The sequence below is a fragment of the Sulfitobacter aquimarinus genome (assembly GCF_040149565.1).
GTDB classification, from domain to species: Bacteria; Pseudomonadota; Alphaproteobacteria; order Rhodobacterales; family Rhodobacteraceae; genus Sulfitobacter; species Sulfitobacter aquimarinus.
In genome coordinates, this window is the sequence record NZ_JBEFLO010000008.1 from 155,582 (window position 1) to 181,991 (window position 26,410).

At 59.6% G+C, this 26,410-nt stretch carries 24 protein-coding genes and 1 tRNA gene; 14 read left to right on the top strand and 11 right to left on the bottom strand.

All coding sequences use genetic code 11. The features are described 5' to 3' along the window. Positions 1 to 79: 79 nt before the first annotated feature. Positions 80 to 1,423, bottom strand: coding sequence for a helix-turn-helix domain-containing protein (locus ABMC88_RS14825; RefSeq protein WP_349577671.1), 1,344 nt, complete (start codon positions 1,421 to 1,423; stop codon positions 80 to 82). Between the two features lie 208 nt (positions 1,424 to 1,631). Between ABMC88_RS14825 and ABMC88_RS14830 the strand changes: the two genes are divergently transcribed. The 7 genes from ABMC88_RS14830 to ABMC88_RS14860 all read left to right on the top strand — a co-directional run bounded on the left by ABMC88_RS14830 (position 1,632) and on the right by ABMC88_RS14860 (position 9,448). Beyond that, positions 1,632 to 2,996 (top strand): substrate-binding protein, encoded by a 1,365-nt coding sequence (locus tag ABMC88_RS14830; RefSeq protein WP_349577672.1) that lies wholly within the window; start codon positions 1,632 to 1,634, stop codon positions 2,994 to 2,996. 131 nt (positions 2,997 to 3,127) lie between these two features. Continuing rightward, positions 3,128 to 4,159, top strand: a complete 1,032-nt coding sequence (locus ABMC88_RS14835; protein ID WP_349577673.1) for a branched-chain amino acid ABC transporter permease — start codon at positions 3,128 to 3,130, stop codon at positions 4,157 to 4,159. A gap of 4 nt (positions 4,160 to 4,163) precedes the next feature. Continuing rightward, the gene (locus ABMC88_RS14840) at positions 4,164 to 5,363 is read left to right on the top strand and encodes a branched-chain amino acid ABC transporter permease (protein ID WP_349577674.1); all 1,200 of its coding nucleotides are present in this window, start codon (positions 4,164 to 4,166) and stop codon (positions 5,361 to 5,363) included. A 12-nt stretch (positions 5,364 to 5,375) separates the two neighbouring features. Then, positions 5,376 to 6,137 (top strand): ABC transporter ATP-binding protein, encoded by a 762-nt coding sequence (locus tag ABMC88_RS14845; RefSeq protein WP_349577675.1) that lies wholly within the window; start codon positions 5,376 to 5,378, stop codon positions 6,135 to 6,137. 57 nt (positions 6,138 to 6,194) lie between these two features. Then, on the top strand, positions 6,195 to 6,950 hold the full coding sequence (locus tag ABMC88_RS14850; RefSeq protein WP_349577676.1) for an ABC transporter ATP-binding protein: 756 nt from the start codon (positions 6,195 to 6,197) through the stop codon (positions 6,948 to 6,950). Between the two features lie 113 nt (positions 6,951 to 7,063). Beyond that, positions 7,064 to 7,984 carry a calcium-binding protein gene (locus ABMC88_RS14855; RefSeq protein WP_349577677.1) on the top strand — a complete coding sequence of 307 codons (921 nt, stop codon included), beginning with the start codon at positions 7,064 to 7,066 and terminating at the stop codon, positions 7,982 to 7,984. Between the two features lie 198 nt (positions 7,985 to 8,182). After that, positions 8,183 to 9,448, top strand: coding sequence for a calcium-binding protein (locus ABMC88_RS14860; protein ID WP_349577678.1), 1,266 nt, complete (start codon positions 8,183 to 8,185; stop codon positions 9,446 to 9,448). Here the strand turns inward: ABMC88_RS14860 and ABMC88_RS14865 are convergent. Next, on the bottom strand, positions 9,445 to 10,917 hold the full coding sequence (locus tag ABMC88_RS14865) for a class I adenylate-forming enzyme family protein (RefSeq protein WP_349577679.1): 1,473 nt from the start codon (positions 10,915 to 10,917) through the stop codon (positions 9,445 to 9,447). The two genes, ABMC88_RS14860 and ABMC88_RS14865, sit on opposite strands and share 4 nt — an antisense overlap. 123 nt (positions 10,918 to 11,040) lie before the next feature. On the opposite strand from ABMC88_RS14865, the gene accB reads away from it, so the two are divergent. Genes accB through aat form a run of 3 tightly spaced genes read left to right on the top strand, consistent with a single transcriptional unit; the run spans position 11,041 to position 13,539 of the window. Next, complete coding sequence (accB, locus tag ABMC88_RS14870) at positions 11,041 to 11,532, top strand: acetyl-CoA carboxylase biotin carboxyl carrier protein (protein WP_349577680.1); 492 nt, start codon at positions 11,041 to 11,043, stop codon at positions 11,530 to 11,532. 13 nt (positions 11,533 to 11,545) lie between these two features. Then, a complete protein-coding gene (gene accC / locus ABMC88_RS14875; RefSeq protein ID WP_349577681.1) occupies positions 11,546 to 12,898 on the top strand; it encodes an acetyl-CoA carboxylase biotin carboxylase subunit in 1,353 nt (450 codons plus the stop codon). Positions 12,899 to 12,903: 5 nt separating this feature from the next. Beyond that, complete coding sequence (aat, locus tag ABMC88_RS14880) at positions 12,904 to 13,539, top strand: leucyl/phenylalanyl-tRNA--protein transferase (protein WP_349577682.1); 636 nt, start codon at positions 12,904 to 12,906, stop codon at positions 13,537 to 13,539. On the opposite strand, the gene ABMC88_RS14885 is transcribed toward aat, so the two are convergent. From ABMC88_RS14885 to ABMC88_RS14910, 6 genes are all read right to left on the bottom strand, one after another. Continuing rightward, complete coding sequence (locus ABMC88_RS14885; RefSeq protein ID WP_349577683.1) at positions 13,503 to 13,865, bottom strand: DUF2155 domain-containing protein; 363 nt, start codon at positions 13,863 to 13,865, stop codon at positions 13,503 to 13,505. The two genes, aat and ABMC88_RS14885, sit on opposite strands and share 37 nt — an antisense overlap. Further along, on the bottom strand, positions 13,865 to 14,248 hold the full coding sequence (locus ABMC88_RS14890; RefSeq protein WP_349577684.1) for an NADH:ubiquinone oxidoreductase subunit NDUFA12: 384 nt from the start codon (positions 14,246 to 14,248) through the stop codon (positions 13,865 to 13,867). Before ABMC88_RS14890 ends, ABMC88_RS14885 begins: the two co-directional genes overlap by 1 nt. 607 nt (positions 14,249 to 14,855) lie before the next feature. Next, entirely contained in the window at positions 14,856 to 15,239 is a 384-nt protein-coding gene (locus ABMC88_RS14895) for a RidA family protein (protein ID WP_349577685.1), read from the bottom strand. Between the two features lies 1 nt (position 15,240). Further along, a complete protein-coding gene (locus tag ABMC88_RS14900; protein ID WP_349577686.1) occupies positions 15,241 to 16,068 on the bottom strand; it encodes a class I SAM-dependent methyltransferase in 828 nt (275 codons plus the stop codon). 73 nt (positions 16,069 to 16,141) lie between these two features. Further along, positions 16,142 to 17,407: an ATP-dependent Clp protease ATP-binding subunit ClpX gene (clpX, locus tag ABMC88_RS14905; RefSeq protein WP_349577687.1), complete on the bottom strand. Its 1,266-nt coding sequence runs from the start codon at positions 17,405 to 17,407 to the stop codon at positions 16,142 to 16,144. A gap of 131 nt (positions 17,408 to 17,538) precedes the next feature. After that, positions 17,539 to 18,189: an ATP-dependent Clp protease proteolytic subunit gene (locus ABMC88_RS14910; RefSeq protein ID WP_349577688.1), complete on the bottom strand. Its 651-nt coding sequence runs from the start codon at positions 18,187 to 18,189 to the stop codon at positions 17,539 to 17,541. Positions 18,190 to 18,286: 97 nt separating this feature from the next. Between ABMC88_RS14910 and ABMC88_RS14915 the strand changes: the two genes are divergently transcribed. Beyond that, positions 18,287 to 19,519 (top strand): FAD-binding domain-containing protein, encoded by a 1,233-nt coding sequence (locus ABMC88_RS14915; protein WP_349577689.1) that lies wholly within the window; start codon positions 18,287 to 18,289, stop codon positions 19,517 to 19,519. Positions 19,520 to 19,591: 72 nt separating this feature from the next. Then, on the top strand, positions 19,592 to 21,622 hold the full coding sequence (locus tag ABMC88_RS14920) for a PhoX family protein (RefSeq protein WP_349577690.1): 2,031 nt from the start codon (positions 19,592 to 19,594) through the stop codon (positions 21,620 to 21,622). Between the two features lie 159 nt (positions 21,623 to 21,781). Here ABMC88_RS14920 and kynU read toward each other — a convergent pair whose 3' ends face one another. The 3 genes from kynU to ABMC88_RS14935 are packed head-to-tail and all read right to left on the bottom strand — an operon-like array spanning position 21,782 to position 24,728. Beyond that, a complete protein-coding gene (gene kynU, locus ABMC88_RS14925; RefSeq protein ID WP_349577691.1) occupies positions 21,782 to 22,972 on the bottom strand; it encodes a kynureninase in 1,191 nt (396 codons plus the stop codon). Further along, positions 22,973 to 23,800 (bottom strand): tryptophan 2,3-dioxygenase, encoded by an 828-nt coding sequence (locus ABMC88_RS14930; RefSeq protein ID WP_349577692.1) that lies wholly within the window; start codon positions 23,798 to 23,800, stop codon positions 22,973 to 22,975. 52 nt (positions 23,801 to 23,852) lie between these two features. After that, positions 23,853 to 24,728: a hypothetical protein gene (locus ABMC88_RS14935; RefSeq protein ID WP_349577693.1), complete on the bottom strand. Its 876-nt coding sequence runs from the start codon at positions 24,726 to 24,728 to the stop codon at positions 23,853 to 23,855. 121 nt (positions 24,729 to 24,849) lie between these two features. Here ABMC88_RS14935 and ABMC88_RS14940 point away from each other — a divergent pair. After that, positions 24,850 to 24,925: transfer RNA gene (locus ABMC88_RS14940), tRNA-Thr, on the top strand. 167 nt (positions 24,926 to 25,092) lie between these two features. Then, positions 25,093 to 26,184 (top strand): tyrosine-type recombinase/integrase, encoded by a 1,092-nt coding sequence (locus tag ABMC88_RS14945; protein ID WP_349577694.1) that lies wholly within the window; start codon positions 25,093 to 25,095, stop codon positions 26,182 to 26,184. Positions 26,185 to 26,410 lie beyond the last annotated feature (226 nt).

Sequence of the window (26,410 nt, forward strand, 5' to 3'; positions counted from 1 at the left end):
ACGGGTCGCAAGTTCGGGTCTTTGCCCGATACCGCGTGCCGCCGCTCCCTACGCAAGATGCACCTATACGGCGGGTGTGTCAAAAGGCTAGCGGTTCGGCCGTGTCGTCGCGCAGAATTGACGGCTCGCGGCGGGCGCGGCAGGTCTTGTGTTGGCAGATGCGGCAGGTCGCCCCAACGGCGCGCACGTCACGGCTGGCCGCATCCGCAGGGGCGGGAAGCAGCAGCATCACACCGCGTGCAGGGGCGGGCGTGTTATAGTCCTGCGTGGTGCCCAGATCAGCGGTGGCATAGGCATCAAATTGCGCCTGCCCCCTGCCCAACTGGCCGATCCGTTCAAACAACACCGTGCCCGAAACCCCCAGCGCCGCGAACAAAGGCCACAGCGGGCAACAGCTGTCAAAGCGCGGCACGGAAAAACCACTTACCGATTTGCGAAAAATCACCGTGCCCGAACGGTCGCAGACCACCAGCCCCGCGCCCAAGGCAGGCAGCGCGGCCAGCCTGCGCAAGACCAGCGCCACAGGCACCCCGAATTGACGCGCCAGCGCCACAGGGTCGGGGCCCGCATCCGTGATCGCCTGTTCCACCGCTTCCAGCGCCAGTGTTTGCGCATCGCTACAGACCTGCTCCAACACCCCGCGCAGAATGAACAGCGCCGCCTGCGACAGCGCCTCGGCGTCTTGTGCCAACATCTCGTCCACGGCACCCACATCGCCCTGTGCGTTCTCAATCAGGGGAAAGTGGAAATCGTGACGGGCCAGATAGCTCTCAACCTCTTCTTGCGGCGATTGTGCGCCTGCGGCGGGGCCGTGGCTTTGCTCCAGATAGCCGACCAGCGATTGCGCACTTTGGGCAAGGCGGTTGCTGTCTGAATCCAGATTGGCGTGAAAGCGGTCCAGCCACTCCCGCTCCAGCGTGGCGTCATCGGCCAGAATTTCCGCGGTCGAGCGGACGGCGGCGGCGGTGGTCAACAGCTCGTGCATGGAATCCGCCAGATGCGGGTCGTGCGCCATACGGTCCGACAGGGCCTCGACCGTGCGCTCAAGCCCCGCCACGCGGCGCTGGCTGGCGGCAAGCGCGTCGGCCCAGCCCGGGAACCGCCCGACAAACGCCTCTGCATCGTTGGCATCTTGCACAGACAGATTGGCGGCCTGGGCCGCTTCGCCCAGAATGCCTAATAGTGCGGCCTCGGCACCTTCGGTCAGGGCGGTGGGTTCCACCCCCAATGTTTCGGCAATGTCCAACAACAACTTACCGCCGATTCTGCGGCGATTGTGTTCAATTAGATTAAGATATGACGCAGATATTCCGATGCGACGGGCCAGTTCGGCCTGTTTGAGCCCCTGCATCACGCGGCGTTCGCGGATACGGCTGCCTGTTTGGCTTTGGGCGGGCGATGTGGGGTTTGCGAGCGTTTTCAAGCTATCTCCGCCGATTTCTGCACTGCAACATCATACAATTTACAGAGTTTTCAAATATCCTGTACAGTTATTGACAAATCATCCCGCCATTTCAACCCACATATTGCCCCAACGCCCCCCCCTCCCGATACTGCCCCTGCACTCATCGTGCCAGCACCACTCCCATCAAGAGGAAGGGTGCTCGTTTTAACACTATCGGGAGGACATCATGTCTACATTCAATCCGACGCGTCGCGGTCTGATCCAAACCGGCGTTGTTGCCGGTGCAGGTCTTGCACTGCCAACCTATCTGCGCGCCGACGGCCACTCCGGCTTTACCAATGCGCCAACAGGCGACACCGTGACACTGGGTTTCAACGTACCACAGTCCGGCCCCTACGCGGATGAAGGCGCAGACGAGCTGCGCGCATTCGAACTGGCGGTTGAGCACCTCAACGGTGAAGGCGACGGCGGCATGTTGCAGACGTTCAGCTCAAAAGCGCTGGACGGTACGGGCATCATGGGCAAGAAAGTCCAGTTCGTCACAGGCGATACACAGACAAAATCAGACGCCGCACGCGCATCTGCCAAGTCGATGATCGAAAAAGACGGCGCGGTGATGATCTCCGGCGGGTCCTCCTCGGGTGTGGCTGTTGCTGTGCAGGCGCTGTGCCAAGAGGCCGGCGTTATCTTCATGGCGGGCCTCACGCACTCCAACGACACAACGGGTAAAGACAAGAAAGCCAACGGCTTCCGCCACTTCTTTAACTCGTACATGTCCGGTGCGGCGCTGGCGCCTATCCTTGCCAATGAATATGGCAACGACCGCAAAGCCTACCACCTGACAGCGGACTACAACTGGGGTTACACCACAGAAGAAGCCGTCCGTTCCTCGACCGAGGCGCTGGGCTGGGAAACTGTAAACGCAGTGAAGACACCGCTGACGTCCACAGACTTCTCCGCGTATATCGCGCCTGTGATCCAGTCCGGCGCAGACGTGCTGGTTCTGAACCACTACGGCGGCAACATGATCAACTCTCTGACAAACGCGGTCCAGTTCGGCCTGCGCGACCAGACAGTGAACGGCAAGAAGTTCGAGATCGTTGTGCCGCTCTACTCCGAGCTGATGGCACGCGGTGCGGGCCAGAACATCAAAGGCATCATCGGCTCCCAGAACTGGGACTGGTCCCTCGAAGACAAACTGGGTTCGCGTTATGCGGGCACAAACGCCTTCGTGAAATCCTTTGGTACCAAGTACGGCTTCCCACCCTCACAGGCGGCGCACACGTGCTACGTTCAGACCCTGCTGTACGCAGATGCGGTCTCACGCGGGAAATCCTTCAACCCATGCTCCGTTGCAGAAGCCCTCGCAGGGTTCGAATTCGACGGTCTGGGCAACGGCCCGACACTCTACCGTGCCGAAGACCACCAGTGCTTCAAAGACGTGCTGGTTGTGAAGGGTAAAGAGAACCCCGAAAACCAATACGATCTGGTTGAAATCGTTGAAGTAACGCCAACAGAGCAAGTCACCTACCCTGTGGATCACCCACAGATGGCAGGCGGCGAACTGGGTACATGCAACCCGGGCGCATAATCGTCGATTGACGATGCGGGGCGGGCTAGAATGGCCCGCCCCGCGACACATCGCAGAAACCACTCTTAAAATGACCCGAAATTTCGCCAACGTCTCTGGACGCATGGCACTTGTGACAGGTGGGACGGACCATGGACGCAATTTTCCTTCAAATTTTAAACGGATTAGACAAAGGCTCGGCTTATGCTTTGATCGCCCTTGGCCTAACCCTGATTTTCGGCACACTGGGCGTGGTAAACTTCGCCCACGGTGCTCTGTTCATGATCGGCGCCTTCTGCGCTGTGACCTTTTCCAAAATCCTGACGCTCAGCCACAAAGCGACAGAGCCGACAGGCACCGACTTCCTTGGCAACCCCAAGTTTGACGACATCTTGTATGTCAATGAATGGTTCGGGCCGACGGCAGGCGCGTGGATGGTTGACTGGGCTGTGCCTTTGTCCATCCTCTTTGCCATTCCCGTGATGATCGCCATCGGCTTCATCATGGAGCGCGGGCTGATCAAGCACTTCTACAACCGCCCCCACGCCGACCAGATCCTTGTGACCTTTGGTCTGGCGATCGTTCTGGGCGAGTTGATCAAATACTTCTACGGGGCCAACCCCTACCCCACACCCGCACCCGCAGCTTTTTCAGGGTCGTTCGACTTTGGCGCGATGCTGGGGTTTGATCCCAACACGATCATCTACCCCTACTGGCGCCTGATCTATTTCTGCTTCGCTGCCGTTGTGATCGGTGCGGTCTTTGCGTTCTTGCAGTTCACCACCTTCGGGATGGTTGTGCGTGCGGGCATGGCCGACCGCGAGACTGTCGGCCTGCTGGGCATTAACATCGACAAACGCTTTACCATTATGTTCGGGATCGCCGCGGCGGTGACGGGCATGGCGGGTGCCATGTACGCGCCCATCAACTCTCCGAACTATAACATGGGCATGGACTTTCTGGTGCTAAGCTTTGTTGTCGTGGTTGTCGGCGGCATGGGCTCCCTGCCCGGTGCGGTGCTGGCGGGCTTTGTTCTGGGTATCGTTGAAAGCTTTGCCTCGATGGCGCAGGTGCTGGAGCTGATCCCCGGCATCAACCAAATCATCATTTACCTTGTTGCGATCATCATTTTGCTGACGCGCCCCCGTGGCCTGCTGGGCCGTGCCGGCGTGATGGAGGACTAGAGACATGCTTGGACTAACTAAACGCGACACAGGGTTGTTGATCATTGTGGTACTGCTGTGCCTCTTTGCCCCCTTCATCCTGAACCCCTTCCCCGAAGGCAGCGCCATGGCGCAGTTCAACGCGGGCTATCCCGACTTGATGCAACGTCTGGTGATCTTCGGGATCTTTGCCATCGGGTTCAACATTCTGTTCGGCCTGACCGGATACCTCAGCTTTGGACACGCCGCTTTTCTGGGTGTCGGTTCTTATGCGGCGATCTGGATGATGAAACTGCTGACCATGAATGTGGTGCCTGCGATCATCATCTCGGTTGCGGTTGCGGGGCTTTTCTCGCTGCTGGTGGGCTATATCTCGCTGCGCCGCTCGGGCATCTACTTCTCGATCCTGACGCTGGCCTTTGCCCAGATGTCTTACGCGCTGGCCTATTCGGTTCTGACGCCGATCACGGGCGGTGAGACGGGTCTTCAGCCCAAAGTATCCGATCCGCGCATTCTGGATGGTGCTTTGGCCGAAGGGCAGTCCCCACGTGCCAACCTGTTTGGTCTGGACATGAAAGCCAGCCACGAGCTGGTGATGGGCGACTGGGTGTTCACCTTTAACGCGGGCTACTACATTGCCGCGGCGATCATGGTGCTGGCCTTCTATATGTCGATCCGCATCTTCCGCTCGCCCTTTGGCATGATGCTGCGGGCGGTTAAATCCAACCAGCAGCGTATGAACTACACGGGCCTGAACTCCAAACCCTATACGCTGGCGGCTTTTGTCATCTCCGGCATGTACGCGGGTCTGGCGGGTGGTCTTCTGGTGGCGATGGATACCCAAGTGGGCGCGGAGCGTATGTTCTGGACTGCCTCGGGCGAGGTCGTGATCATGACGATCCTTGGCGGTGCAGGCACGCTCATCGGGCCGGTGCTGGGCGCGGGTTTGATCAAATACATGGAAAACATCGTCTCCAAGATTAACAAAACCGTGTTGGAGCAGTGGTTCGCCTTTATGCCCGACGGCATCGAGGACCTGATGGTCACGCTGGTCTACCCGTTTGTGGGCAAAGGCTGGCACCTGACGCTGGGTCTGGTGTTCATGCTGGTCGTGATCTTCCTGCCCGGTGGTCTGGTAGAGGGTGGCAGCCGCGTTGGCCGCATGTTCCGCCGCAAAAAGACCGACACCGACACGCCTTCGGGCAAAACCACACCTGCCGAATAAGGAGCGCCTAGCATGAGTATTCTTGAAGTAAAGAACGTCAACAAACGCTTCGGTGGCCTTCAGGCCTTGGGCAATGTGAACCTCAGCGTGGCCGAAAACTCGGTCCATGCGATTATCGGGCCGAACGGCGCGGGTAAATCGACGCTGCTGAACTGTCTGGTAGGCAAACTGATCCCCGATACCGGCTCTGTCATGTTTGACGGGCAATCCGTGCTGGGGCGCAAACCCTACGAGATCAACCAGATGGGTATTTCCCGCGTGTTCCAGACGCCCGAGATTTTCGGCGATCTGAGCGTAATGGAAAACATGCTGATCCCCTGTTTCGCCAAACGCGACGGCGGGTTCAGCATGCATGCCTACGGCAGTGTGGACACGGAAAAGGACGTGGTCGAGAAGGCAAAGAAGATGCTGGAAGACATGAACCTGTTCGACAAACGGGAAATGCATGCCTCGTCGATGTCGCGCGGTGACAAACGCCGCCTCGAAATCGCGATGTGCCTCAGCCAGGAGCCGCGCCTGCTGCTGCTGGACGAGCCGACGGCGGGCATGGCGCGGGCGGATACCAACAACACCATCGACCTGCTCAAGCAGATCAAGGAAGAGCGCGACATCACAATCGCGATCATCGAACACGACATGCACGTTGTGTTCTCCTTGGCCGAGCGGATCACCGTGTTGGCGCAAGGGACCCCGCTGGTCGAGGACACGCCGGACAACATCAAGGGCCATCCGAAGGTGAAAGAAGCCTATCTGGGCGAGACACAGCAGGTTTAACCCCCTGCCCTCTCTATCAGGGGCTGCGGCCCCGCCCATGATCACAAGGACACGAATATGACCACCACCGAGACTTTTAACAAAAACGCCAACCACGCCGCGTCGGCCCCTGCCTTCCTGTCGGTTTGGGACATCCACGCCTCCTACGGCGAAAGCTATATCGTGCAAGGCGTCAGCTTTAACGTCCACGAGGGCGAGATCCTCGCCCTGTTGGGCCGCAACGGCGCGGGCAAAACCTCGACCTTGCGGACCATCGCCCAGATCGGCGACCCGCAACTGACCAAAGGCGAAGTGTGGCTGGACCACCAACCGCTGCACAAAATGAAAAGCTATGAGGCTTCTGCCGCCGGTCTGGCGCTGGTGCCCGAAGATCGCCGCATCATCGCGGGCCTGACGGTTGAGGAAAACCTCAAGCTGGCGCAAATCGCCCCGCCCATCGGCTGGTCACTGGAGCGCGTGTACGAGCTGTTCCCCCGTCTGGGCGAGCGTAAAAAGCAAGAAGGCACAACTCTGTCGGGCGGCGAACAGCAGATGCTGGCCATCGCCCGCGCCCTGTGCCGCGACATCAAGGTTTTGTTGCTCGACGAGCCTTACGAAGGCCTGGCCCCTGTGATCGTGGACGAGATCGAAAAGACGCTCGCCATCATCAAGGAACAGGGCATCACCACGATTCTGGTTGAACAGAACGCCGTGCGTGCGCTGAAATTGGCGGACCGTGCGGTGATCCTCGACACGGGCGGCGTGGTCTATGACGGCTCTGCCCAAGAGGTGTTGGACAACGAAGCTTTGCGGGCGGAATACCTCGCTATCTGAGGGCGATTGGTAAAAATCGCCTTGGTTTTCTCACAGAATGAACCCGCTTCGGCGGGTTTTTTCACGTCTAGCGGGTGGGCCATCTATCAACCTCCCCTAGGACAGGACCCACCATGCCCGTCACATTCGACGACGAAACCAACCTGTTCAGCGGCACCATTGCCGCGGACGAAACTTTGGAAAATTTCGACTTTGGCCTGTTTGGCGGGACGATCATCAATAACGGCTATATCACGGGCCCGCTGCAAGCAGCCAACGACGCACCGATCAGCGTGATCAATGCGTTCGAGTCCTGTATCCTGAAGACCACAGGCTCCTCTTTCGCGATCTCGTTTTCGGGCGATGGACCTGCGCAGATCACAAATTCCTATGTGATCCTCGGGCATGTCGGGCTGGGCAGCGGGAATGACGTCATCGAGAATAACGACCACATGCAGGGCAGTCTGCGCATGGGGGGCGGCAGTGATACGTTGGTCAACCGCATCAACACTCTGCCCGACGACGCTGGTACTTTTGCGGGGCATATTACGGGCGCTGTCCGCATGGGCGACGGGGATGATACTGTGCGCAACAGCGGCACGCTTACGGACGTGCTGCTCGAAGGGGGCGACGACACTTATTACGTCGATGGTGCTGCCGCGACCTCGCGGATGGTTGCAGGGCTTGAGGCTGGCGTTGCCTCGGCTGTGCGCGGTGGAGACGGCAACGACGAGATTGTCGGCGGGTTGTGGAATGACCGGCTGTTCGGCGGCGCGGATAACGACCTGATCGGCGGCGGCGGCGGTAATGACCAGCTGTTCGGCGGTATCGGCGATGACACGCTGTACGGCGGCAACGACAACGACCGCGTCACGGGCGCCGGTGGCGATGACTATATCGCGGGCGAGAACGGCAACGCGGTCCTTCATCTCAGCGATCTTTTAACCGCCGACAACCCCTACGGAGAGGTCTTCCACGGGGCCGTCCTGATCGTCCTGAATATGGCCGAAGGCGACCTGACCGAGGACAGCTTTGGCGGGCTCTGGATCGCCTGAGCCCCCCAAGGGCAGACGATTCGCACCCTGCGGGGCATCACCACTGCACTGCTTTTAGGCGCATTACAGGCTAACCGGAACCTAGTCTTGCCTTGCCCTCCGTTTTGTTCGCGCAGGCGAAACAACCAGACGAATTAACTTTGACGCGGTCCGATTAAGGCGTAATTAAGGCAATGAGTTCAAGCCAAGGATACCGCAATGACCATTACGTTCAGTGAAGACAGCAACCAGTTCGAGGGTGAAAACCTGGCGGGCGAAACCCTCGCAGGGTTCGACTTTGGCACATTCGGTGGCATCATCGCGAATTTCGGCACGGTTACGGGGACGCTCGGCGCGACCTCTTCGGCGGGGATCGAGGTGTTCAATGCACTGAGCGGCGTCATCACAAAAATCGCAGGCTCGCCCTATGCGGTTGATCTGCTGGGCAATGGCGGGCGCAACTTCTTTAACGACGGCACAATCTTTGGCGTTGCACGGTTCGGCAATGGCTGGGACAGCTTCTATAACAGCGGTGAATTGACAGGCCAGCTGCATCTGGGCGCGGGCAATGACCTGCTGACCAACCAGATCATTCCCGGCATTGATGGCGGGCCCGAGACCGTCGGCACGATCAGCGGCAATGTGAACATGGGCGGCGGTGATGACACCGTTCTGAACTCTGGCGAATTGGGCAACGTCTTGCTGGGCGACGGCAATGACACCTATTCGGTCGGCGGCTTTATCCTTGATGGCGACGGTCCTGCCAGCGGCGGCATCGGCATATCAGGCGACGTGCGCGGCCAGTCCGGCAACGACGAGCTGATCGGCGGCAGCCAGGACGAGCGGTTTTACGGCGGTGCCGACAATGACACGCTGTCGGGTGCGGGCGGCAAGGACAAGCTGTATGGCGACGGCGGCGACGATCTGATCGACGCGGGCGACGGCAATGATTTTGTTGCCGGTGGTGCAGGTAATGACACCATCGACGGCGGCAATAACAACGACCGTGTCTTTGGCGGCGGCGGCAACGATGACATTTTTCTGGGCCACGGCAATGACTTTGCCGCAGGCGGGGACGGCAACGACTATATCTTTGGCGGCGTTGGTAACGACCGTCTGGTCGGCAATGACGGCGACGACACGATCGAGGGCGGCGCAGGCCGTGACGGTATGGTTGGCGGCGCAGGCGCGGATGTCTTTGTTTTTGCGGGCAACACGGGCCGTGACACAATCGACGACTTCGAAGACGGCGACCGGATTGAGCTGCTGACCTTCTTTGGCGCGTCTGCGACTTATGCGGACGTCATGGCCAACACCGAATTTGCAGGCGGCAACGCGGTGATTGACCTCAGCACTGTGTTCAACCTCAACGGCTTTGGCCGCCCCGAAAGCGGCTCGGTCCTGACGGTGAATAACGTGACCCAAGCGGACCTGAACGAAGACGCGTTTTCCTTTGTCGACTTCGGCATCATCGCTGTCGGCTAGGGTTTCTGCTCTAGCAGCGCCCGCAGCGCGGTTTTGAGGGTCTTGCCATAGTTGTTTTTCGGCAATGCATCCAAACGGACATAGCGTTTGGGCCGTTTGAAGCGGGCGATATGCGCCAGACACAGGGCATCCAGCTCTGGTTCGGGGGCGTCGCCCACGACAAATGCCACTACCTGCTCGCCCCACTCCGCGTGGGGCGCGCCCACCACCGACACCTCGGACAGGCCCGCGTGGCGTAACAGGACTTCCTCGACCTCGCGGGGGTATACGTTCGACCCGCCCGTGATGATCACATCCTTGGAGCGGTCACTAAGCGTCAGGTATCCCGCCCCATCCAGATGACCGATGTCGCCCGTGTGCAACCAGCCGTCTTGCAAAGTGGCCGCCGTGGCCGCTGCGTTATTCCAGTACCCCGGCATGACAGCCGCACCGCGCACCAAAATCTCGCCCTGTGGTCCATTGCCTGCAATCCGCAGTTCGATCCCCGTTTGCGCCTGCCCCACCGATGCCAGCCGCGCCTGCCAGTCGGGGTGGGTGCGGTCCATCACATCGTGGCGCGACAGGGCCGAGATCGCCATGGGGCATTCGCCTTGCCCGTAGATCTGGACAAAGATCGCGCCAAAGTGATCGCTCGCCTCCAGAATATCGGCGGTGTACATCGGCCCGCCTGCATAGACGACCGTGCGCAACCCGTCGCCGCGCCGCCCCGTAGCGACCGCCACTTCGGTCAGGCGCTTGACCATCGTGGGAGCTGCGAACATATGGCAACTGCCAAACTGCGCGGCCAGATCAAGGATCTCGCCCGGCTCGAAACCACCCGAAAGCGGGATCACATGCCGCGCCCCCGCCGCCACATGCATCATGTTATACAGCCCCGCCCCGTGGCTGAGGGGCGCGGCATAGATCGCGGCATCCTCGGCGCGGACCTCGTCCACATCCGCCAGATAGCTGCGTGCCATCGCGTGCAACATCCCGTGGGTGATCATAACGCCTTTGGGCTGGCCCGTGGTCCCCGAGGTATAAAACAACCACGCCAGATCGGACGCGGCCCGCGGCGTGATTTCCGAAGCAATTGCAGCGCCTTGCAGATCAGACGGGGCCACGCAGACGCAGGGCGTATCCGCCTGCACCAAAGCCTGCGCGTGGGCCGCATCTGTCAAACAGATCACCGCACCGCTGTCGCGCAAAATGAACACAGCCTCACGGCCATGCAGCTTTGCGTTGATCGGCACAACCGCCGCCCCCGCATAGAGTGCGCCGTAAAACCCGATCAGCCAGTCAGGGTGGTTCGCCATAAAAATCGCAACCCGTGCGCCCGCCTCGACACCGCGTGCCATCAGCCCCGCCGCCACGCGCCGTGCGGCACGCTCAAAGCTGGCGTAATCCGCCACGCAGGTCCGCCCGTGAAATAACGCCGCCCGCTGCCCCTGTGCCGCTGCCGTCTGTGCCAGCCCTATGCCGATGTTCATGCCGTCTCGTCCCGCCGTCCCTTACGGGTGGTAAAGTCGCCGCTTTCCATGACCGTGTCCATCGCATATAAGCGCGGCAATCGGCCCAAGGGACGTGGCCGCTTCGCAATGTCGGGGAAGACTATGACAAAGAACACACATGACAGCGATGTCGCATTTATCAAGGCTCTGGCAGAGCTGCTGAATGAAAATGACCTAACCGAGCTTCAGGTTAAACGGGACTACGCCGAGGACGACAGCCTGAATGTCCGCGTCTCGCGCAAGCCCGCGCAACAGGTTGTGGCCGCCGCCGCACCGCAGGCCGTGGCCGCAGCGCCCGCCGCTGCACCCGTTGCCGCGGCCCCTGCCGCCGCCGCTTCTGCTGCTGACCCCTCTAGCGATCCGGGTGCGGTTACATCACCCATGGTCGGCACGGTCTACACCGCGCCCGAGCCGGGTGCCGCTGCGTTCATCGCGGTCGGTGCACAGGTGTCTGAAGGCGACACGCTGCTGATCGTGGAAGCCATGAAGACCATGAACCATATCCCCGCGCCACGTTCCGGCACCATCAAACGCATTCTGGTCGAAGACGGGGCGGCGGTAGAGTTTGGCGCTCCACTTGTGATCCTCGAATAAGGAGCGCGCCCCCATGTTCAAAAAGATCCTTGTTGCCAACCGTGGCGAAATCGCGCTGCGCGTGATCCGTGCGGCCCGCGAAATGGGCATTGCCTCTGTCGCTGTACACTCCACCGCCGACAGTGACGCGATGCATGTGCGCATGGCGGATGAGAGCGTGTGCATCGGCCCGCCCTCGTCCCAGCAATCCTACCTCAGCATCCCCGCGATCATCGCGGCGTGTGAGATTACGGGCGCCGAAGCGATCCACCCCGGCTATGGTTTTCTGTCTGAAAACGCAGGCTTTGTGCAGATCATCGAAGATCACGGCCTCACCTTCATTGGCCCCACAGCCGAACACATCCGCGTCATGGGCGACAAGATCACCGCCAAGGACACGATGAAAGAGCTGGGCGTGCCTTGTGTCCCAGGCTCGGACGGTGGTGTGGCGTCTTTGGACGACGCCAAGCGTATCGGCGAAGAAATCGGCTATCCCGTCATCATCAAAGCCACGGCTGGTGGCGGTGGCAAAGGCATGAAGGTCGCGCAAACCGCTGCTGACATGGAAAAAGCATACCAGACCGCCCGCGCCGAAGGGAAATCGAACTTCGGCAACGACGAAGTCTATATCGAGAAATACCTGACCACGCCGCGCCACATCGAGATTCAGGTCTTTGGCGATGGCAAAGGCAAAGCCGTGCATCTGGGCGAGCGCGATTGCTCGCTGCAGCGCCGCCACCAAAAGGTGTTCGAGGAAGCCCCCGGCCCCTCCATCACCCCCGAGGAGCGTGCGCGCATCGGTAAGGTCTGCGCGGATGCGATGGCCGACATCAACTACATCGGTGCCGGCACGATCGAGTTCCTCTATGAGAACGGCGAATTCTATTTCATCGAGATGAACACCCGCCTTCAGGTCGAACACCCCGTGACCGAGGCCATCTTTGGCGTCGATCTGGTGCGCGAGCAAATCCGCGTGGCAGCAGGCCTGCCCATGTCATTTGGTCAGGACGATCTGGTCATCAACGGCCACGCCATCGAGGTGCGGATCAACGCAGAAAAACTGCCCGACTTCCGCCCCTGCCCCGGCAAGATCACGCAATACCACGCGCCCGGCGGCCTTGGGGTGCGGATGGACAGCGCACTTTATGACGGCTATTCGATCCCGCCCTATTACGACAGCCTGATCGGCAAGCTGATCGTGCATGGCCGTGACCGGACCGAAGCACTGGCCCGTCTCAACCGCGCCTTGGGCGAGCTGATTGTGGACGGTGTAGACACCACTGTGCCGCTGTTTCACGCGCTGCTGCAAGAGAGCGACATCCATTCAGGCGGGTACAACATCCACTGGCTGGAACACTGGCTGGAAACCAACCTCGGGGATGCCTGAGACCCATGGGGGAGCTGACACCGGAGCTTTTGCTGCACGGCTATAGCGTCGGCATCTTCCCGATGAGCGAGGGGCGCGACGATCCGGAAATCTTCTGGGTCGATCCGCGCAGGCGGGGGATTATGCCGCTGGACGGCTTCCACATCTCCCGCTCGCTTGCCCGCGCCATGCGGCGCAGCACGTGGGAGATCACCACCGACCGCGATTTTGAGGGTGTGCTGGACGGCTGTGCCGACCGCGAGGATACATGGATCAACGCGGAAATCCGCACGCTCTATACCGCTCTGCACAGACAGCAGCAGGCCCATTCACTGGAAGTTTGGGAGGACGGCACGCTGATCGGCGGAGTATACGGCGTGGTGCTGGGTGCGGCGTTCTTTGGCGAATCCATGTTCTCGCGGCGGACCAATGCCTCAAAAATTGCGCTGGCTTGTCTGGTGGATCGTCTAAATCGCGGTGGTTTCACGCTGTTCGACACGCAGTTTATCACAGGCCATCTGGCCAGCCTTGGCGCGCTGGAAATCAGCCGCGCACAATATCACGCCAAGCTTGAGCAAGCGAAAACGCGCAGCGCTACTTTCGCGGTGGGGGCCGATGCCTCCCCTCAGGAGGTGATACAGCGCATGACCCAGATGTCGTAGCGCGGATGCTCCATCGCGTTCAGCGCGGGCGCCGAGGCGATCATCCAGCCAGTGAACACAGTACCGGCGCGCCCTGTCTCGGACACCTCAAGTGCTGCATAGGCATCGCCAGACGGGTTTCCACGCGGGTAGCGGCATTCGTTCATCACCACCTGCAAACGGCCAATACGCGCCGCCTGACCTGCGGGGACGGAAATATCCACCGTGGTGCCCGATGTCTTGTCCAGCGCCCGCAAGATTGCGCCTGACCCATTGCTGGTCGTCTCGGCCAAAGCTGAGCCAGCGCCAAAGGCCAACGCACATGAAAGAGCTGCCAGACGCATCATTATTCGGGGCTCCATGCCTCGTAATCGCCGCGGTCAGCGGGCTTTTCGCGGCGGATCGAGCCACCGGGTGCATAGGCCAGCATGGTGCCGGTCAGGTTTTCCTGATGCGGCTTTTCCCATTCTTTATGGACCAGCGGTTTGTCTGTGGGCGGCTCGTCCCATGTGCGGTGCAGCCAACCGTGCCAATCAGGGTTGATGCGGCTCGCCTCGATCTCGCCGTTGAAGATCACCCAGCGTTTGCTGTCGTCGGCATTGCGGTAATAGACGTTGCCCTGTGCGTCGTCGCCCACTTTCTCACCCTTGCGCCAAGTGAAAAACTGCGTGTTGAGCGTTTGGCCGTTCCACCACGTGAACGCGCTAAGAACTTTGCTGATGATACCCATGGATACGTCCCTTGTAGAGTTGTCCCTGATATGGCGCATTCGCAAGCTTTCGTCCAGTGATGAGCCTCTTAAATTGACGCAATCGCGCCTAGTCGCCATAGCGCAGATGAAGTGCCAGCCGCGCATCGGGGGCATAGAGCATCAAAACCTGCCCTTCGCCCTGCCCGTGGATCGACACCCACGCGCCCTGTGAGGTAATCAAACCCAGAATCTCCTGACCGTAGCCGTCGATCTGTGCGCCGTTCAGTTTGTAGGGGTCCCCCCCAAAGGCAGGACTGGCGCGGGCCCAGCTCTTTGCGGCTGTCGATCACGGGAGGGGGACGCCACGCACCGTCTCGCTCATCGCTGTGCGCAGCCCATTGCGGTACGACCTTGGGCGACTGTGCATCCGTGTCCTGCGGCAACTCCAGCACGATATAAGGACAACCATGTCCGCCTTTGTGGCTCAGTTTCGAGGTCAAGACCCGTTCAAATTCAAGATCGGGAAACAGCGTGCGGGCAAACGCCTCCCCCGTTACGGAAGATCAGGCAGAAAGCATGGCAAACGCGGCGGTTAGGAGACAGCATAGCCGAACCCGCAGCGGTTGCGCACGCCCCCTGCGGCCCCCTAAATGCGCCTGTCGTCCGCGCTGTCCGAACGCAACACGGCCGTTACCTCGATCTCGATCCGGTATTTAGGGTCGATCAGTCCACATTCGATCATCGTGGCGGCGGGCGGGTGGTCGCCAAAGGCTTCGGACAGCACGGGCCAGCACGGCGCGAACTCGCTCCGGTCGGGCAGCATATAAGTGACACGGACCACGTGCTGCATATCGCTTTGCGCTTTCTCTAGCGCGGTTTTGATGGTGGCCAGCGCATCGCGGCATTGCGCGACCACATCATCGCCCTGCCCCACTGTGCCTGCCACATGCACAAACCCGCCCGCGACCACGGCGCGGCAGTAGCCGATCTTTTTCTCGAACTCACCACCTGAAGAAATGCGTTTCATCACATCATACCTTTTCAAAAATCAGACAGTCCTGATAGTCACCCATGCCAGCCTCACCGCGCCAACTGCCGCGGTTCACCTTTGCAATCCGTGCGCCATTTTCCGCCGCAAGCGCGTCCCAGAACGCCCGTGTAAAGCCAACAGCCATCTCTGGCTCCTCGATCCGCTCGACGTAGGCGGCACCGATCTGATGCTCAAACGCGAAATGCGCAGCGGGCGGGATGGCGTCATCGACAAGGAACGTCGTGAAATAGGCTTTGCCGCCCTTATCCATGACCCGCATGGATTGCGCAAAATAGGCGCGGGTCTCTTGCTCCAGAAGGTGGGTATAAACCGACACGGCGATCAACAGATCAAAGCTGTTGTCGGCATAGGGAAACACATAACCGCAGGGATCAACCTTGCCGCGCGGATTATAAAACGGGTTGAAGATGTCGGCGTGTGTGAAATGGTAGCCTTCGCTTTCGGGGATTTTCTTTTTGCACCACAGCACGCCGTATTTGACGATATCAAATCCCCAATACCGCACATCGCATTTGGCGCGGTACAGGCCCGTGGCAACACGTCCGATACCAGACCCGATGTCGAGTATTCGCGTGCCACCATCCAAGGTGAAATCGCGTTTCAGCGTTTCAATCAATTCATCACCCTGCGCAACAAAATCACCGTCAGCCGCATAGTTGAGCGCCTTTGGCGGTGCATCGCCCCCGTCGAGCCATGGTGTGTAGGCCATGATCCCCGAGACAACGGGCGCGGCAACGGCATATTTCAGCCGCCGATACGCCAGCGCTGTGGCCCGCACCAATGCAGACTTACCCCGTGTGAAATGCATAAAATTTGCCCCCAATAAAAAAGCAGACCTTCTCAGGCCTGCTTTTCAACATTCTCTCATCAACGCGACCTGATCAGCCTGCTGTCGCTGGCTCTTTGTCGGCTTCGGCGTGGATCATCAGTGGCTTGGCATCTGAGTTCACCGCCTCCTCGTTCACGACCACTTCTGTGACGCTGTCCATACCTGGCAGCTCGAACATCGTGTCGAGCAGGATGTCCTCGAGGATCGAACGCAGGCCGCGTGCGCCTGTTTTGCGTTCAATCGCACGTTTGGCGATCGCGCTCAGCGCGTCTTCGGTAAAGGTCAGTTGCGTGTCTTCCAGTTCGAACAAGCGCTGGTATTGCTTGACCAATGCGTTCTTCGGCTCGGACAGGATGGTGACAAGTGCATCTTCATCCAGATCTTCCAGCGTGGCCAACACGGGCAAACGGCCAACAAATTCGGGGATCAAACCGAATTTCAGCAGATCCTCGGGCTCAAGATCGGTGAAAATCTCACCGATACCACGGGCGTCGTCATCGCGCACGTCCGCGCCGAACCCCATGGCCGAGCCTTTGCCCCGCGCCGCGATGATCTTATCCAGCCCAGCAAAGGCACCGCCGCAGATGAACAGGATGTTGGTCGTGTCCACTTGCAAGAATTCCTGCTGCGGATGCTTGCGCCCGCCCTGCGGTGGGACGGATGCAACCGTGCCCTCCATCAGCTTCAGCAACGCCTGCTGCACGCCCTCGCCCGATACGTCACGGGTGATGGACGGGTTTTCCGATTTGCGCGTAATTTTATCTACTTCGTCGATATAGACGATCCCGCGCTGTGCCCGCTCTACGTTGTATTCCGAGGCTTGCAGCAGCTTGAGGATAATATTCTCGACGTCTTCACCGACATAGCCGGCTTCGGTCAGCGTCGTGGCGTCGGCCATGGTGAACGGCACATCCAGGATGCGCGCCAGCGTTTGCGCCAGCAGCGTCTTGCCGCAGCCCGTGGGGCCCATCAGCAGGATGTTGGATTTCGCCAGCTCGATGTCGCCGCCTTTTTGCGCATGGTTCAGGCGCTTGTAGTGGTTGTGTACCGCCACTGACAAAACGCGTTTGGCCATTGCCTGCCCGATCACATAGTCATCCAGCACTTCGCAAATGTCTTTGGGCGTCGGCACGCCGTCTGTCGCCTTCAGGCCAGAAGCCTTTGTTTCTTCACGGATAATATCCATGCACAGCTCGACACACTCGTCGCAGATGAACACGGTCGGTCCCGCGATCAGCTTGCGCACTTCATGCTGGCTCTTGCCGCAAAAGCTGCAATACAGGGTGTTTTTGCTATCGCCGGATGTTGAATTGGCCATGTGAGCCCTTCTCGGTCTAGTGCGTGGGTCGGGGCGCCCGCATCAGCGAACACCCCCGATGATTTCAATCAAGTCTAAGTCACACCTGACGGTCCTGCAATCGCATAAACCGCCCGTAGCGACGTTGTGACTTACTTGCCCTTCTTGGGCTTGGGTGCGTCTTTGTCGTCTTCTTTGCCGCGGTTCTCGACGATCTCGTCGATGTGACCCCAGTCTTTCGCCTCTTGCGGCGTCATCCATGTGTCACGGTCCATTGCTTTTTGCACCGTTTCGTAATCCTGCCCGGAATGTTTGACATAAAGCTGGTACATCCGCTCGCGGGTTTTTTCGATGTGGCGCGCCGAGATCAGCATGTCAGACGCTTTCCCCTGCGAGCCGCCGGAAGGCTGGTGCACCATCACTTCGGAGTTGGGCAGCGCAAAACGCATTCCCTTTTCGCCGCCGATCGCAATGACAGACCCCATCGAGGCCGCCATGCCGCAGATCAACGTCGAGACCTTTGGCCGCACGTATTGCATGGTGTCATAGATCGACAGACCGGCAGACACCTCGCCACCGGGCGAATTGATGTACATGCTGATTTCTTTGGAAGGATTCTCGGATTCGAGGTGCAGCAGCTGGGCGACGACCAGATGGCTCATCCCGCTGTGGATCGGGCCGTTGATAAAGATAATCCGTTCCTTCAGCAGGCGCGAGAAAATATCATAGGCGCGTTCGCCACGGCTGGTCTGCTCCACAACCATGGGAACAAGGTTCATATACGTCTCTACGGGGTCTTGCATGTGCTCTGCCTTTATTACGTGCCAAGGGGGACCATACCCCATCAAGCGTTACCACAAGATTAGTCTCGCACCGCCCGACCTTCAAGGGGCAGTTGACGTGGTTGAAGGGGGCGGGCCGCGCCCTATCTCGCCGCAGATGAAAGTTAATGACACGCCCTTTCCCGCCTCCCTTGCCGCTGCCCGTGCGCGGCTGGCCGATTTCGACCCCGACGCAGGTGCGGCCTATGCGCAAAAGCGCAACTTTGATCTGGGCGCAGGCGCGCATGCCCATGTCTCGGTCCTGTCGCCCTATCTGCGGATGAAGGCGCTGGACGAGGGTGAAGTCAGCCGCGCAGTGCTGGCCCGTCACAGCGCCCGCGAGGCCGAAAAATTCCTGATGGAGGTCTGGTGGCGCCCCTATTGGAAAGGCTGGATGGAGCAACGCCCCGCCGTCTGGACCAGCTACCGCGACGACCTCAACCGCCTGCACAACGAGGTGCAGACCCAAAGCGGGCTGCGCGCGCAGTGGGAGGCGGCCTGCCTGGGGCAAACGGGCATCAAACCCTTTGATCATTGGGCGGCAGAACTGGCGCAGACGGGATATTTGCACAACCATGCGCGGATGTGGTTCGCCTCGATCTGGATATTCACGCTGGGGCTGCCGTGGCAATTGGGGGCGGATTTCTTTTTGCGGCATCTGCTGGATGGCGATGCGGCGGTCAACACGCTCAGCTGGCGCTGGGTGGCGGGGATACAGACGCAGGGCAAAAGCTATCTTGCCGATCCCTCCAACATCGCCAAATTTACCGATGGGCGTTTTGTCGGCGTGCAAGGGCTGGCGCAGACCGCCGCCCCGATCAGCGCCGCGCCCCCGCCTGACCGCCAGCCCATTCCCGACATTGCCCCCTACGCAGGCGCGCCTGCGGACCGCGTGGGGCTGCTGCTCCACTCTGACGATCTGGGCGCGCCGTTTTTGCAGACCTTGGGCATCCCCCCCGCCAGCATCGCCTATCTGGACGCCACAGCCGCGCAAAGCCCGTGGCAAATGGCCCCGATGGTGGCCGCGTTCCGCAGCACCCTTGCACGCGACATGCATCCCGATCTGATTGATGTAGCCGACACGGACGCAATCGCCGCATGGGCAGCTGACAACCGCCTCGACAGGATCGTCACGCCCCACGCCCCTGTCGGGCCTGTGCGCTCAACGCTCAAACGCTTGCGCAAATCCAGCAGCGTGCCGCTGGACGAGGTCCGCCGCGAGATTGACAGCACGGCATGGCCGCTGGCCACTGCGGGATTCTTCAAGTTCAAAAAACACATCCCCGACCTGTTGGACCGCTTTGCGGTCTAAGCCCCATATGCCTCGACTCTTGATGTGGCTGCCTGCAGACTGACCCAACCCCAAACGACCAAAGGTTGCCTTATGATGCGCCGCGACATCCTGAACGATCCCGCAATCGGCAACAAGGCCGAGGCCTATGAGGCCTTTGACGACATCCCCACCAACCCCAACCTTGCCCGCACCATCGGTGAGGTCGTGGCCGCCCGCTATTCGCGCCGCGATATATTCACAGGGGCGCTGGCCGTCACGGCAAGCACAGCAATTTTCGGCACGTCGGCCATGGTCGCGCCGCGCCAAGCCCGCGCACAAGCCGCGTCGCGCTATGCGTTCACCGAGCTTGAGTGGGGCAATGACACCACCCACCACGTGGCCGAAGGCTACACCGCCGAGGTGTTGTTACGCTGGGGCGATCCGATCACGGCCACGGCGCCAGATTTTGACGTGATGAACCAGACGGCAGCGGCACAGCTTCAGCAATTCGGCTACAACAACGACTATGTGGGCTTTACCGCGCTGAACGCGGCAGGCACGCGTGGCTTGCTCTGCGTTAATCACGAATACACCAACGAAGAGGTCATGTTCCCCGGTTTAGGCCGTCAGGACCGCGCAGAGTTTTCCGGCATGACGCCCGAGCTGATCGACATCGAAATGGCCGCGCATGGCGGCACGGTTGTCGAGATCGAAAAGGAGACGACGGGCAAGTGGCGCGTCGACCCTAATGGCAAATACAACCGACGCATCACGCCATTGCACACGCAGATGACCGTTTCGGGGCCAGCCGCGGGCCACGCACGCCTGCGCACAAACGCCGATCCTGCGGGCATGACCATCATCGGCACCCTGAACAATTGCGCGGGCGGCATGACGCCTTGGGGCACCTATCTGATGGCCGAGGAGAACTTCCACGGCTATTTCTGGACCTCCCGACAGGACGGGGATGACCGCCCAGACTTATCGGAGCTGCCCCCCCGCGAGGCAAAGCGGCACAAACGCTACGGCGTGCCGGGCATGTGGTACGCGTGGGGCACCACCCACGACCGCTTTGACATCGCCAAGGAACCGAACGAGCCGAACCGCTTTGGCTGGATCGTCGAGGTGGACCCGCGCAACCCTGAGGCTCAGCCCGTGAAACACACAGCCTTGGGCAGATTCCGCCACGAAGGGTGCGAAACAACACAAAGCGCCGATGGCCGCCTTGTGGTCTATTCCGGTGACGATAACCGCTTTGATTATCTGTATAAATACGTCTCGGACGGCACGATCAGCGATGACCCCGCGGACAACGCCAAATTGCTGAGCGAGGGTACGCTTTATGTGGCGCGGTTCGACGCGGACGGCACGGTGGTCTGGCTGCCGCTGGTGCATGGCACGGGGCCGCTGACGGCGGAAAACGGCTTTGCCGATCAGGGCGATGTGGTAATCGACGCACGCCTCGCGGCGGACCTTTTGGGGGCCACGCCCATGGACCGCCCCGAAGATGCGCAACCGCGTGGCGATGGCACGGTCTTTCTGATGCTCACCAACAACTCCAGACGCAAACCCGATGCTGCTGACGCGGCCAACCCGCGGCCCAAAAACAGCTTTGGCCACATCATCGAGATCAAAGAGGATGCAGCAGACCACGCAGCGACCCACGGCACGTGGTCCATCCTTGTGCAATGCGGCGACCCGTCCGTGGCCGAAGTGGGCGCGGTCTGGAACCCCGAAACCTCGCAGAGCGGTTGGTTCGGCTCGCCCGACAATGCAGCGATTGACGCGGACGGGCGGCTTTGGGTCGCGACCGATCAGGGCAGCAGATGGGGGAAGACGGGCAAGTCCGACGGGCTGTACGGGGTGGAAACCGAAGGTGCTGCACGCGGCACGTCCAAGCTGTTCTTCCGCTGCCCCGTCGGCGGCGAAATGTGCGGCCCTTACTTCACGGACGATCAGGAAACGCTGTTTGTCGCGGTCCAGCATCCCGGCACGGATGGCACCAAATACCTGAAAGGGTTTGAGCGGAATTCAACATTTGAGGACCCCGCAACCCGCTGGCCCGACTTTGATCCCGCAATGCCGCCGCGCCCTTCCGTGGTTGTTATCACCAAAGAAGGTGGCGGCAAGATCGCCGTGTAACGGCCTCAAATAAATACCTATATCCGCGAACCCAAAGGGGTCCCGACCATCGTGGACGGGACCCCTTTTTGATGCGCCAGAAGGTTGGAAGCGATACCCCGCGCCGCGAGAACAGAAAGCTAACCTGTTACCTCACGAATGCATCATAGCCGTCTGTAATCACGTCACTTTCGAGCGCACCTTATACTTATCCACATCCCATAGATCATTGTTCATCACATCCGCGATGATCTTGACCGCAGCGCTGACGTCCCCGCCATCCAGATACATCGGCGTAAAGCCAAATCGCATGATGTCAGGCGCACGGAAATCGCCGATCACGCCGCGATCAATCACCGCCTGCATCGCGGCATAGCCTTCGTGGAAGCGCCATGACACCTGACTGCCGCGCTGTGCACTGTCACGCGGGGATGCAAGGGTAAGCTGTGGCACGTCGCGCTCGATCTCTGTGATGAACTGCTCTTGCAGCGCGATAGAGGCGGCCCGCAATTCGGTCATATCCACATCGGCCCAAAGCTCCATCGCGACTTCCAGCGCGGTAAGCTGGATCACGGGCGGGGTGCCGACACGCATCCGCTCGATCCCCGCGCCTGCCTTGTAGTTCAGGTCGAAATCGAAAGGTTTGCGGTGGCCCAGCCAACCGCTCAGCGCGGGCTGGATCGTCTCGGCCAGATCGGGGCGGACATAGATGAACGCAGGCGCGCCCGGCCCGCCGTTGAGGTATTTATAGGTGCAGCCGATGGCGAATTCGCAGTTCGACCCCGTCAGATCAACCTCGATCGCGCCTGCCGTATGGGCCAGATCCCACAGCATCACGGCCCCGTTGGCATGGGCCACCGATGTCACCGTGTTCATGTCATGCAGCCGCCCTGTGCGGTAATCCACCTGCGTGAGCATCACCACAGCAATCGTGTCATCTATGGCATCCATCACCTCTTCGGGGGCCACGGTGCGCAGCTCATAGCCCTGCTCCAACAACCCGACCAGCCCTTCGGCCATATACAGATCAGACGGGAAGTTGCCCGTATCGCTGAGGATCACGCGGCGGTCCGGCACCATCTTGATCGCCGCGGCCAGCGCCTGAAACACCTTGAGCGAGAGCGTATCGCCCATCACAACCGACCCCGCAGGCGCGCCAATGATACGCCCCACGCTGTCGCCCACGCGTGAAGGTTGGTCCATCCACCCTGCCCCGTTCCACCCCCGAATGAGCATTTCCCCCCATTCGTCCGTCAGCATGGTCTGCACCCGCGCCGACACCGCCTTGGGCATCGGCCCAAGAGAGTTGCCATCCAGATAGATCACCCCTTCGGGCAGGATAAATGCGTCTTTTTTCAGGATATTGGCCACTTACAGCGCTCCTCTGACATTCCATAATTCGGGAAAAAGCTCGACCTCGAGCATGCGGCGCAGGTACGACACACCCGCCGTGCCGCCCGTGCCGCGTTTGAAACCGATGATCCGCTCAACCGTGGTGACGTGGTTAAAGCGCCAGCGGCGAAAGTAATCCTCCAGATCGACCAGTTTTTCCGCCAACTCATAGAGGTCCCAATGGGCGCGTGGATCGGTGTATACACGCTGCCACAGGTTCTGGATCTCGGGCACGGCGGCCCAGTCGGTTGTGCCGGGTGCGCCTGCCAGATCGGGGGCGTCGAAGCGGGCGCACAGGTGGCTGACGGCGACCTGATAGAGGCTTGGCTTGGCCAGCTCCTCCTCCAGCCGTGCAAACGCCTCGGCGCGGTGTTTGTGCAGCTTCATCAGCGCCTCGTTGCGGTTGCCCAGCAGGAATTCGACCAGACGATACTGGTGTGACTGGAAGCCGCTGGAGTTGCCAAGGCTGGGCCGAAAGGCGGTGTATTCGCTGGGCGTCATGGTGCGCAGCACGTCCCACGCCGAGTTGAGTTGCTCGAATATCCGCGCCACGCGGGTCAGCATTTTGAACGCTGCGGGCATATCACCTGTTTGCATCGCGGTGCGTGCGGCTTCCAGCTCATGCAGGGCCAAGCGCATCCAAAGCTCGGAGGTTTGGTGCTGCACGATAAACAGCATCTCGTCGTGGGCGTCCGACAGCGGGTGTTGCGCGTTCAGGATCGGATCAAGGCCAAGGTAGTCCCCATAGGACATATCCCTGGCGAAATCCATCTTGGCGCCTTTGGACGCCTTTTCAAAATCGCTCATCTTCGCGTCCCTTTTCGCAGGTCTTTGCGCCTATCACAGCGATGCCGGATATTCACGCCATCAGCACCCGCACGCCTGGCATGGCGGCGATTGTGGCGATGTCCTCGTCATAGGTTTGGGTCATGTCCTCGACCAGGTCTTCGGTCCAGCCCGGCATGTCCAGCTCCTCCTCTACGGCGTCATCGACCGCGTATTTATCAAGGAAGGCCGCAATCGCGCGGCGCTTTTGATGTTCGGTCATCACTGGATGATCCCTGAGGTAGGCGCGAAACCGTTTCATGCCCTCCGCGCTCATGATCGAGCTGAGCAGATCAAACCCCCCGATGATCTTGTCCGAATCCTCCAACCCCGCCATTTGGCGGATGATATGCGCCCAGATAAGCGGCGTATCCTCGTTGCACCAGATGGTGATCGGCACATCGGGCACCGCCTCGCGCAGCAGGTTGATCGTATCGGACCACAGCACATCACGCGGATCGCGCCCGCCCCAGAACGCGGCCGCGTCTTTTGCATCGGATTTGGCATAAAGGATGGGCAGCAAAGTCGCAGGATTGCGCAGCCCGATAAATATCTCGACCTCGTCCTGCTCAAAAACCTGCGCCATCCGCATCATGCGGACGGGCGCGGCGGGATAGAATATCCCTTGCTGGAACGCGGTCTTGGGCGTGCGGAAGAAGTTGGCGTCCGACAGAATCACGCGGCTCGCCTTTGTGTCGTCGAGGATCGCATCCATCAACACATCACGCGCCATTTCAGAGGGCGGCGCACTGACCATCGCATTCAACGTCTCGCGCAGAATCCCGCGATAGCGCGTATGACCCGGCACCACCGTTCCATGTTTGGCAAAATCATCCGCGTTGCGCAGCAGGCACTTCATCAACCGATCTTCTTCGGTAAAATGCACACCTGCATGTAGGACCAATTTCATAGTGTCATGCTCATATTTTTGTTTTCTGTTGGCTGTCTGTGTATCAGACAGATAAAACCTGCAAAAGGATCATAAATCCCTCTTGCGCGATGTCGAAAATGGGATTAGTGAACCGCCCAGTGCCCCTATAGCTCAGCTGGTAGAGCAATTGATTTGTAATCAATAGGTCCGCGGTTCGAGTCCGTGTGGGGGCACCATTTCATCATCCAGATTTATCCGAAGACATCCGATAAGCCCTTTGTTATATAGGGCTTACGATGTTTCATTGTCCGATGCCATCTAACTGCATCCGGTACGATACCCCCAGTTTGGGGGGGGGCGTTGGGGGTATCGGGATTTAACTGGAAAAGTGATACCCCCAACGATGCCTTTGTCCGATATACAAGTTCGGAACCTAAAACCTCGTGATAAACCCTATAAAGTTATTGACTTCGAAGGGTTGTTTGTCTTGGTAAAAGCCAATGGTTCACGGCTCTGGCAATTTAAATACCGTATGTTTGGTAAGGAACGACTGCTTTCCATTGGCGTTTATCCAGAAGTAACCTTAGCTCAGGCGCGCAAGGCCAAGGAAGATGCGCGGGCCACAGTCGCGGCGGGAATCGACCCGAGTGAGGCAAAGCAATCAGAAAGACGGATCAAGCAAGAAGAAGCCGCTCATACCTTTGAACGAGTCGGAAGCCTATTTCTTGAAAAACAACGTAAAGAAGGTAGGTCCAAAGCCACGCTAGACAAAACAAAGTATCATTTAAAACTAGCGAATAGTGACTTCGGACGGCGTCCAATCGCGCAGATTAGCCCCACGTTGATCCTAAAGACGTTAAAAAAAGTTGAAGCCAAGGGCAATTATGAGACCGCTCAACGCCTTCGCGCCCGTATTGGTTCCGTTTTTCGATATGCAGTAGCAAGTGGCCTTACCGATTCAGACCCCACATATGCGCTGCGCGATGCCCTAATCCGCCCTACCCGTGTCCACCGCGCCGCCATCACTGCCCCCAAGGCGCTGGGCCAACTGATGCGCGAAATCGAATATTTCGACGGCCAACCCACAACGAGGATCGGGCTTCAATTGCTGGCAATCCTCGCCCAGCGCCCCGGAGAGATCCGTAATGCAAAGTGGGCCGAGTTCGACTTTGCTAACAAAATTTGGGCCATTCCCGCCGAAAAGGTGAAGATGCGGCGTGATCATCTTGTCCCTCTGCCCGATCAAGCGATTGCCTTGCTTGATGAGTTGCGCAAAATGAACGGCAACGGCGAGTACCTCTTCCCATCATTGCGGACATGGAAACGTCCTATGTCTGAAAACACCCTCAATGCTGCACTCCGGCGTATGGGTTACTCCGGCGACGAGATGACCGCGCACGGGTTCCGAGCCAGCTTTTCAACCTTGGCCAATGAAAGCGGGCTTTGGCACGCTGACGCCATTGAACGCGCCCTAGCCCCATGTGGAGAAGAATGAGGTTCGTCGAGCATATGCACGCGGTGAACATTGGGAAGAACGGGTAAGGTTGGCAGATTGGTGGGCTGGGTACATTGACGAAATGAGGAAGCAGACATGAGCGCGGCAGACGAAAAAGAAATCTTGATGAAAGAAATCATAGATGACGCTTTAGGCGATTTGAGTGACTGGAAAAAGCCAACCTCACTGAAGTCAATTGGCCCGGTAATCCCCCCATTTTTAATGA